9 protein-coding genes are annotated in these 8,594 nt (G+C 65.4%); 4 read left to right on the forward strand and 5 right to left on the reverse strand.

Annotation, left to right across the window (positions count from 1 at the left end):
* A partial coding sequence (hslU, locus tag QZ709_RS10615) for an ATP-dependent protease ATPase subunit HslU (RefSeq protein ID WP_294637256.1) occupies positions 1–1,212 on the forward strand: 1,212 nt, incomplete at its 5' end.
* On the opposite strand, the gene QZ709_RS10620 is transcribed toward hslU, so the two are convergent.
* Positions 1,202–1,981, reverse strand: a complete 780-nt coding sequence (locus QZ709_RS10620) for a type III pantothenate kinase (RefSeq protein WP_294637257.1) — start codon at positions 1,979–1,981, stop codon at positions 1,202–1,204. The two genes, hslU and QZ709_RS10620, sit on opposite strands and share 11 nt — an antisense overlap.
* A gap of 217 nt (positions 1,982–2,198) precedes the next feature.
* Between QZ709_RS10620 and QZ709_RS10625 the strand changes: the two genes are divergently transcribed.
* Together QZ709_RS10625 and QZ709_RS10630 are read left to right on the forward strand one after the other, a co-directional pair.
* Positions 2,199–2,777 carry a chalcone isomerase family protein gene (locus tag QZ709_RS10625; RefSeq protein ID WP_294637258.1) on the forward strand — a complete coding sequence of 193 codons (579 nt, stop codon included), beginning with the start codon at positions 2,199–2,201 and terminating at the stop codon, positions 2,775–2,777.
* Between the two features lie 94 nt (positions 2,778–2,871).
* A complete protein-coding gene (locus QZ709_RS10630) occupies positions 2,872–3,714 on the forward strand; it encodes an HDOD domain-containing protein (RefSeq protein WP_294637260.1) in 843 nt (280 codons plus the stop codon).
* A gap of 33 nt (positions 3,715–3,747) precedes the next feature.
* Here the strand turns inward: QZ709_RS10630 and QZ709_RS10635 are convergent, their stop codons facing one another.
* Genes QZ709_RS10635 through QZ709_RS10650 form a run of 4 tightly spaced genes read right to left on the reverse strand, consistent with a single transcriptional unit; the run spans position 3,748 to position 6,786 of the window.
* Positions 3,748–4,704 carry a S49 family peptidase gene (locus tag QZ709_RS10635; RefSeq protein ID WP_294637261.1) on the reverse strand — a complete coding sequence of 319 codons (957 nt, stop codon included), beginning with the start codon at positions 4,702–4,704 and terminating at the stop codon, positions 3,748–3,750.
* On the reverse strand, positions 4,701–5,102 hold the full coding sequence (locus QZ709_RS10640) for a Rieske 2Fe-2S domain-containing protein (RefSeq protein WP_294637262.1): 402 nt from the start codon (positions 5,100–5,102) through the stop codon (positions 4,701–4,703). Before QZ709_RS10640 ends, QZ709_RS10635 begins: the two co-directional genes overlap by 4 nt.
* Positions 5,095–5,775 (reverse strand): HAD-IA family hydrolase, encoded by a 681-nt coding sequence (locus tag QZ709_RS10645; RefSeq protein ID WP_294637263.1) that lies wholly within the window; start codon positions 5,773–5,775, stop codon positions 5,095–5,097. Before QZ709_RS10645 ends, QZ709_RS10640 begins: the two co-directional genes overlap by 8 nt.
* Positions 5,776–5,787: 12 nt before the next feature.
* Positions 5,788–6,786, reverse strand: coding sequence for an RluA family pseudouridine synthase (locus tag QZ709_RS10650; RefSeq protein ID WP_294637264.1), 999 nt, complete (start codon positions 6,784–6,786; stop codon positions 5,788–5,790).
* A gap of 886 nt (positions 6,787–7,672) precedes the next feature.
* Here QZ709_RS10650 and QZ709_RS10655 point away from each other — a divergent pair.
* Positions 7,673–8,594, forward strand: a 922-nt coding sequence (locus QZ709_RS10655) for an Rne/Rng family ribonuclease (protein WP_294637265.1), incomplete at its 3' end; no start/stop codon positions are given.

An 8,594-nucleotide genomic window follows, 5' to 3' on the forward strand; every position in this document is an offset into this window, starting at 1 on the left:
AAGTTGCGCGTCGAGATCACCCCCAAGAACATCCTGATGATCGGCCCTACGGGCGTGGGCAAGACGGAGATCGCTCGCCGTCTTGCGCGACTGGCCGATGCGCCCTTCATCAAGGTCGAGGCGACCAAGTTCACCGAGGTCGGCTACGTGGGCAAGGACGTCGACACCATCATCCGAGACCTGGTCGAATACGCCGTCAAGCAGGAGCGTGCTCGCCAGATGCAACTGCAGCGCGTGAAGGCCGAAGACGCCGCGGAAGAACGCATCCTCGACGTGCTGGTTCCCCCCCCTCGCAACGAGTTCGGCCTGGGCCAGGCCCAGCCGGACAACACCGCCCGCCAGGTGATGCGAAAGCGCCTGCGCGAAGGGACCCTGGATGACCGCGAGATCGAGATCGAGCTCAGCGATGCCCGAAGCCCTGCGGTGGAGATCCTGAGCCCGGCAGGCGGCGGCATGGAAGAAATGACGGAGCAGCTCAAGGGTCTGTTCTCGCAGCTCGGCCAGGGCAAACGCAGCACACGCAAGCTCAAGATCGGGGAAGCGCGGGTCCAACTGATCGACGAGGAGGCCGCCAGGCTGCTCAACGAGGACGAAATCAAGTCCAAAGCGCTCGAACGCGCCGAGCAGCATGGCATCGTCTTCATCGACGAGATCGACAAGGTGGCAAGTCGAGCTGAGGGACACGGTGGCGAGGTCTCGCGTCAAGGGGTGCAACGTGACCTGCTGCCGCTGGTCGAAGGCACCACGGTGCAGACCAAGTACGGCATGGTGAAGACGGATCACATCCTGTTCATCGCCTCGGGCGCCTTCCACCTCAGTCGTCCGAGCGACCTGATTCCCGAACTGCAGGGGCGCTTTCCGATCCGGGTCGAACTGTCGTCACTGTCTGTCGACGACTTCGAGGCCATCCTCAGCCAGCCCAAGGCCAGCCTGATCAAGCAGTACCAGGCCTTGCTCTCCGCAGAGGGCGTGACGCTGGACTTCACCCCGGGTGCACTGCGCCGACTTGCGCAGATGGCCTTCGAGGTCAACGAGCGCACCGAGAACATCGGCGCACGGCGTCTTGCGACCGTGATGGAACGTCTGCTGGACGAACTGTCCTTCGACGCCCCCAATCGGTCGGGGCAGACTCACACGGTCGACGAAGCCGAAGTCGAGCGCCGCCTCGGCGAACTGGCCCGCAACGAAGACCTGTCGCGTTTCATTCTGTGAGCGGGCCGCCGGCCAGCGTCAACAGCCCCTCGAAGATGAGGTTCTCGACGACGTGCGCCGGCAGCTCCTCGACGTGCGAGAGGCGGGAAACCGCCCCGCCCGACATGATGAGCAGCGGCTCCCGGCCGGCTCGCACACGCAGGCGGCGCAGTGTGCGCTCGATGGCGCCGGCGATGGCATCCGTGCCGCCGCTCATCAGCGCGTCGCTGGTGTTGGTCGGAAAGTCCCTGACCTCGCCGGTCGGGACTTTCAGACCGGCCGTGCCACTCTCCAGAGCCCGGTACATCAGACCGAAACCCGGCAGAATCAACCCGCCCAGGAAGCGCCCGTCGCAGTCGATGGAATCCACGGTGACCGCCGTTCCCACCATCACGGCCATCACGGGAGGCGGATTGCCCGGCGCGCTCTGCAGCGCACGCTGACGGGCACCGATGATGGCGGCCCACCGATCGGCGCCGAGTCGCTGAGGGTGCTCGTACCCGTTGACCACACCACCCGCCTGGGCAGTGGCGGACACCCATCGGGGCCGCAACCCCCAACCCTGCATCAGCTGCTCTTCCACCCGCCGCTTGATGGCCTCACCGGCCACCACGCAGCCCAGCATGCCGGCCGGCGTGCAAGGCAGATGTCGCCAGGCGGTTTCCCAGAGGTGATCGATGTCCTCAAGAGGAACCGCGCCATGGGCCAGGAGCGCGGCGCCAGGGCAACCCTGCTCGTACAGTCCCCATTTCAGGCGGGTGTTGCCGATGTCGATGACGAGAAAGGCCATTCATCTCTTTCTGTGTACGGTGGCGCAGATACGTCCACAGGTCGCCATTCTGCCTGCCAAACCTCTTCACGGCGCCCAGGCGCCCCATGTCGGAGCGCGGCATCGGCGCCACACGTGTCCACCGGATGGGCAGGCCCGCGCGTTGCAGATATGGTGTCGCCCATGGCGCGTACGCCGAATGGCGACGCCAACGAACCCCACTAGCAAGGAGACAGTCATGAATTCATGGATCAGATCACTCGCGCTGGGTCTCGCGCTCGCCGCGCCCTTTGCATGGTCGGCCGTCGAGGTCAAAGGTGTGCGCTTCGAGGACACCCGTCAGATCGGCACGCAGACCCTGCAGCGCAACGGGACCGGGGTGCGTGTGAAGCTGGTGTTCGACGTGTATGCCGCCAGCCTGTACCTGCCTCGCAAGGAGACCTCCGCTGCCGCAGTGATGAGCATGCCGGGCCCGAAGAGCCTGCAGATCGTGCTGTTGCGCGAACTCAGCGGCGAAGAATTTGCCGACGCGATGATGACGGGCTTTCGCCAGAATCACAGCGAAGCCGACCAAGCTCGCTACAAAACCCGCCTGGAAGAGGTCCGCAGCGCGATGATGGCCTTCGGCAAGGTGCGCAAGGGCACGGTCGTGCACTTCGAGCTGGTGCCGGGTGTCGGCACGCAGTTGCTGGTGAACGGCGAGCGCAAGGGCAACCCGATGCCAGGCGAGGACTTTTACAACGCCATGCTGGGCATCTGGCTGGGCGACCAGCCCGTGGACAAGTCCCTGAAGGCAGGCTTGTTGGGCGGTTCGTGACGGAATTCGCAATGCATCGGCGTTCCCCCGCTTGCCGGGGGAGCCGATGTGACCGATAAGCGGTCATGCTCCCGGCTGTCCACGCCTCTACACCATGATTGACCACCCGCTTTCTTCACTGCAGGCCTGGACCGACGCCTTCCACGACGCCGGCATTCCGGTGCTTGCCACCTCTGCCGCAGAGGTGGAGCGGCTGGCCCAGATCGAGGACGAACGGGGTACCGTTGACGCCCACACCTTGGCCGAGGCCTTCGCGCCAGACCCGCTGATGACCCTGCGGGTCCTCACCGACGTGTCGCGGTACTGCACACGCCTGAGCGTCGAGCCGCCTGAAACCCTGGTGGGCGCGCTGGTGATGCAGGGCATCGGCCCGTTCTTCCGCACGTTCCGGGGGGTCCCCACGGTCGATGCCTGGTTGGCCGAGCACCCTGCTGCCCGCACCGGCCTGTCTGACCTGATCACCCGCGCCCGCCGTGCGGCCCACTTCGCCCTGAGCTTCGCCATCCGGCGCCAGGATGAAGACGCCTCAGTGATCCAGGAAGCCGCGATGCTGCACGACTTCGCGGAGATGCTGCTCTGGTGTCATGCCCCGACCCTGGCGGAGACCATTGCCAACCGTCTGGAGGCCGATCACACCCTGCGCTCGGCCGAGGTCCAGCAGGCGGTGCTCGGCATCACCCTCGATGGCCTGGGCCAGTCACTCATGCACCGTTGGCAGCTCCCGGATCTGCTCATCAAGACCACGGACGCCCGCCAGAGCCACTCTCCGAAAGTGCAGAATGTCCTGCTGGCGGTGCGGCTGGCTCGGCACAGCCGTTATGGCTGGGAAGACCCGCACGCGCAGGCCGCTCTGCACGACGATGCAGCCGACGTGGCCAAGTTGCTCACGCTGTCCCAGGACGCGGCCATTCGCCTCATCATGGCCATCGACAGCTGACGATCGCTGGTGCTGCGCGGCCCCGTCGGCGCCTCAGTGGATGCTCGACACACCGCGCATGGCACGCACAGCTCCCGCGCCGATGGCCGCTCCGAATCGTTTGGCCAGCCGCTCGGCGAGGTTTTCCTTCTGCGTGTAGTCGATGATTTCCTCGGCCTTGACCACATCCCGGGCAACCTGATCAAGACTGCCCAGCTGGTCTGCCAGCCCCAGTCCCACAGCCTGCTGCCCGTTCCAGAACAACCCGGAGAAGGTGTCCGGATCGTCCTTGAGTCGCTTGCCACGCCCCACCCGCACGACATCGATGAACTGCTTGTGAATCTGGTCCAGCATGGCCTGGGCGTGGGCCTCGTGCTGAGGATTGCGGGGCGAATACGGATCCAGCATGGCCTTGTTGGATCCAGCCGTCATGAGGCGGCGCTCGATGCCCACCTTGTCCATGACCCCGGTGAAACCGAAGCCATCCATCAGCACGCCGATGGACCCCACCACGGAGGCCTTGTCGACATAGATCTGGTCTGCAGCCACAGCAATGTAGTAGGCCGCAGAAGCGCACATCTCTTCACAGATCGCGTAGACCTTCTTCTTGTGCAGTGCCTTCAGGCGACGGATCTCGTCGTTGACCAGTCCCGCCTGCACTGGCGACCCGCCAGGTGAGTTGACGCGCAGCACCACGGCCTGCGCACCCGCATCCTCGAACGCGTTGCGCAAAGCCGACATGATGCTGTCCGCATTGGCCTCGGCGTCGTTGGCGATCTCGCCGCGCACCTCCACCAGAGCGGTGTGCGGCCTCACTGGCGCGGTGGCCGAAGGCATGTTGTTGAGGGTGCCCCACACCACGCTGACGGCCACGACCAGCCAGACCACACGCCAGATCCAGCGCCAGCGCTGCTCGCGCCGCTGCTGGGCGAGATAGGCACGCGCCAAGTCATTCAGCAAGGCATGCTGGGCGCCGGCCAGGTCGGCACGGGGGGTTTCGGCTTCACTCATGGATGCGATGGGTTGGAAAGAGGCTGGATGCGTTCGTCAGGATACCAACAGACTTGGCCGCCCTGCTCGGCCGTTCGGATGGGAAGCAGCCGGGCGCCACGACAGGGACCGGATACACACCGCCCCGTGGTCGGCTCATACAGGGCGCCGTGGATCGAACACACGATGTAACGGCGATCGGCATCCCAGAACTGCCCGGGCTGCCAGTCCATCTCGGCCGGCACATGGGCGCAGCGGTTGAGGAAGGCACGCACCTGCCCTTCATAGCGCACGGCGAAGGCCGGGGCCTTGCGTCCGAACTCCTCGACATCGAAGCAGACGGCCTGCCCGAGATCGGCCAGATCCTCCGAAGCGCACAGCGGCACGGGCGCCGCTCCGGTGACACCGGGTTCAGGCATGGCGGCTCAACCAGTCGTGAAGCTCGGCCATCGAGTGGGCCACATACAGAGGGCCATGCTGCTCGAAGGTGGCCGGCTCATGGGCGCCGTAGCTCACGGCCACACTGGGCGTGCCGGCGTTACGCGCCAGCTGCAGGTCATGCGTGGTGTCGCCGATCATGAGCGTCCGCTCCGGCTCGGCGCCGAATTCCGCCATCAGTTCCAGCAGCATCCGCGGGTGCGGCTTGGACGCGGTCTCGTCGGCCGTCCGCGTGCCGTCGAACATGCCGCGCAGTTCGACGTGGCCCAGCGCCTCGTTCAAGCCCTGACGGGACTTTCCGGTGGCCACGGCCAGCCAGTGGTTTCGGGCCTTCAGGGTCTCCAACAGCGCAAGCGTGCCCTCGAACAGGCTGAGCTCATGTTGACGCTGGAAGTAGTGATGCCGATAGCGCTGCCCCAACTCCGGCACCCGCTCGGGCGGGAGGCTGGGCGCCACGTGGGCCAGCGCATCGTGCAGGCCCAGCCCGATCACGTAGGCCGCGTCCCCGGGGGTGGGCACGGGCAGGCCCAGGTCGGCACAGGCGTCCTGGATGCAGCGCACGATCAGGCCGGTCGAGTCATACAGGGTGCCGTCCCAATCGAACACGATCAGGTCGAAACGGCGGGGGCGCAGGCCCGTGTCGGTGGAGCTCAACTCAGGGTCCTCTCAGGCATCTGGCGCCACTGTAGCCGTCCCGCGCGGGTCCGGAACCAGCGCAGACAGCAAAGCCACACACTCCGGTGGCATGGGGGCCTCCAGCACCAGATCCTGCCCGGTGGCCGGATGCGCGAGCCGGAGATACCGTGCGTGCAGGAACATCCGGTCGAAACGCCCTTCCGGCAGCCGCGCCCGGTCCACACCGACCACGGCTTCGCCACCCGTTCCCCGCGCCAGCGCCTTGTTCAAGGCAAAGTCTCCGTACTTCTCGTCGCCCACGATGGGGTGGCCTTCATGGGACAGATGGACGCGGATCTGGTGCGTGCGTCCGGTCTTGATGGTGACATCCAGCAGGCTGAATGCCGCATACCGCGCGACGACGTGAACCAGCGAGATCGAGCGGCGCCCCTCGTCTTCCCCTTTCACGGCCACCACGCGGCGCTCGCCCTCGGGCGTCAGGAACTTGTGCAGCGCCACGTCGATCACCTTGCGGCTGACAGGCCAGGCACCGGTCACCAGGGCCGCATACGTTTTGTGAGCCTGGCGCTGCCGAAACACGTCCTGCAGGGCCGTGAGCGCACTGCGCTTCTTGGCGATCAGCAGGATGCCGGACGTTTCCTTGTCCAGTCGGTGCACCAGTTCCAGGAAGCGGGCCTGCGGGCGCGCGCGCCGCAATTGCTCGATGACGCCGAAGCTCACGCCGCTGCCGCCATGCACCGCCACGCCCGCTGGTTTGTTGATGGCCAGCACGTGTTCGTCCTCGAACAAAACCGGAAACTCGCGTGCCGGCACGGCACTCGCGGCAGACTCATCCCGCTCTGCCAGGCGCAGGGGGGGGATGCGAACCTCGTCCCCCATCTCGAGCCGGGTGTCGGCGCTCGCACGGCCCTTGTTCACCCGCACCTCCCCGCTGCGGATGACCCGGTAGACCAGCGTCTTGGGCGCCCCCTTGAGCACCTTGATGAGGAAATTGTCGAGCCGCTGGCCCGCGGAGCCTTCGTCGATCACCTTGCGCTGAACCGACTGAAGCGCCTGGTTGTCCTGCGGTGTCGCCGGAGGTGTAAGAGGCCTCGAGGGTTTACCCGATATCTGCGGCGCAGAACGGGAAACAGGGGTTTTCTTTGCGGTCTGCGCAACCCGGTGCCGGCCGGTTTTCGCACCTATAATGGTCTTGGCCACGTGATGGATAAGGTGTTTGTTGATATGGCTTGGCCAGGTCAGCAGCACCCAACAGGCAAAGCAAGACCGCATTTTACTTTGAGCCGGTCGAGCAGCGTCCCGTTACGGGTCGGGCGGGGTGCCCCGCCAAATGAAACCGATGGTGATGCAACCAGGCAGGCCGGACGGAGAAAACCACCCAAGGTGTGGTTTTGCCGAACAGCCCACCTGGTCAGAGCCAACGTCGATCGAACCACGATTCAAGGTTGATGGACATCAGCGTGCAGCGCACCCCTGGGTGATGAGGTCGCTGGTGTCTGCGTCGAGTGACTGCCCACGTGATCTGGCCCATGCCGCCTCGCGCCCGAGATGCCCGCCTCTGCCCCGCCTTCCTCCTGCAGGAAGCCTCGGCTGCAGACGCGTCGGCGTCCAGATTGCGCCGGTCGGGGCCCCCTGTCTGCTCCCCCCTTTCCGTACCGACCAACCGAGCCTGTCCGCCACCTGGCGCCACGGGCCGTGCCGTCATGGCGGGAGCGCTTCAGGCCCGTGTCCAAGTCTCGATGCGCGCGCCCCTGCTGTCCTGACGTCTTTCGCGTCACCATCAGCCCAGGCAATTCCTTCACGGTTCTACGTCGTTGCTCGTGCATGAACGCTGCTGTCGCCTGAAAAGGCGGCGGTGAGTGGAGGCTTGTCCGGCGCCATCCCGGTCAGGCCTCGCTTGAACTGTGGAGACCACATGAAGCGCATGCTGATCAACGCCACGCAGCCGGAAGAACGGCGCCTGGCCATTGTCGACGGGCAGAAACTGCTCGACTTCGAGACCGAAATCGAAGGCCGCGAACAACGCAAGGGCAACATCTACAAGGCTGTTGTCACCCGCGTCGAACCCTCTCTCGAAGCCTGCTTCGTCGACTACGGCGAAGACCGCCACGGCTTCCTGCCGTTCAAGGAAATCTCGCGCCAGTACTTCAAGGAAGGCGTCGAGGTCCGCTCGGCCAAGATCCAGGACGTGATCAAGGAAGGCCAGGAGCTGCTGGTCCAGGTCGAGAAGGAAGAGCGCGGCAACAAGGGTGCGGCGCTCACCACCTTCGTGTCGCTGGCGGGCCGCTATCTGGTCCTGATGCCCAACAACCCGCGTGGCGGAGGCGTGAGCCGTCGCATCGAGGGCGACGAGCGGGAAGAGCTCAAGGAGGCGATGGACCAGCTCGAGTACCCGAAGGGCATGAGCCTGATCGCCCGCACCGCTGGCATCGGCCGCACCGCTGCCGAGCTGCAGTGGGACCTGAACTACATGCTCAAGCTGTGGTCGGCCATCGATGAGGCCGCCCAGGCTGGCAAGGGTGCTTACCTGATTTATCAGGAGTCGTCGCTGGTCATTCGCGCCATCCGCGATTATTTCACGTCGGACATCGGCGAGATCCTGATCGACACGGACGACATCTACGAGCAGGCGAACCAGTTCATGCTGCACGTGATGCCCGATCAGGCCAATCGCGTGAAGCGTTACCGCGACGACGCCGCCCTGTTCTCGCGCTTCCAGATCGAGCACCAGATCGAGACGGCCCACAGCCGCACGGTGAACCTGCCCTCTGGCGGCGCCATCGTCATCGACCACACCGAAGCCCTGGTCTCGGTAGACGTCAACTCCGCCCGCGCCA

The sequence above is a fragment of the uncultured Aquabacterium sp. genome, from assembly GCF_913773725.1.
Taxonomy (GTDB): domain Bacteria; phylum Pseudomonadota; class Gammaproteobacteria; order Burkholderiales; family Burkholderiaceae_C; genus Aquabacterium.

Coding starts and splice junctions, on each gene's coding strand:
- QZ709_RS10620 (WP_294637257.1), bottom strand. CDS start 1,981: ATGGCCTTTCTCGTCATCGACATCGGCAACACCCGCCTGAAATGGGGA.
- QZ709_RS10640 (WP_294637262.1), bottom strand. CDS start 5,102: ATGCCTGAACCCGGTGTCACCGGAGCGGCGCCCGTGCCGCTGTGCGCT.
- QZ709_RS10630 (WP_294637260.1), top strand. CDS start 2,872: ATGATTGACCACCCGCTTTCTTCACTGCAGGCCTGGACCGACGCCTTC.
- QZ709_RS10635 (WP_294637261.1), bottom strand. CDS start 4,704: ATGAGTGAAGCCGAAACCCCCCGTGCCGACCTGGCCGGCGCCCAGCAT.
- QZ709_RS10625 (WP_294637258.1), top strand. CDS start 2,199: ATGAATTCATGGATCAGATCACTCGCGCTGGGTCTCGCGCTCGCCGCG.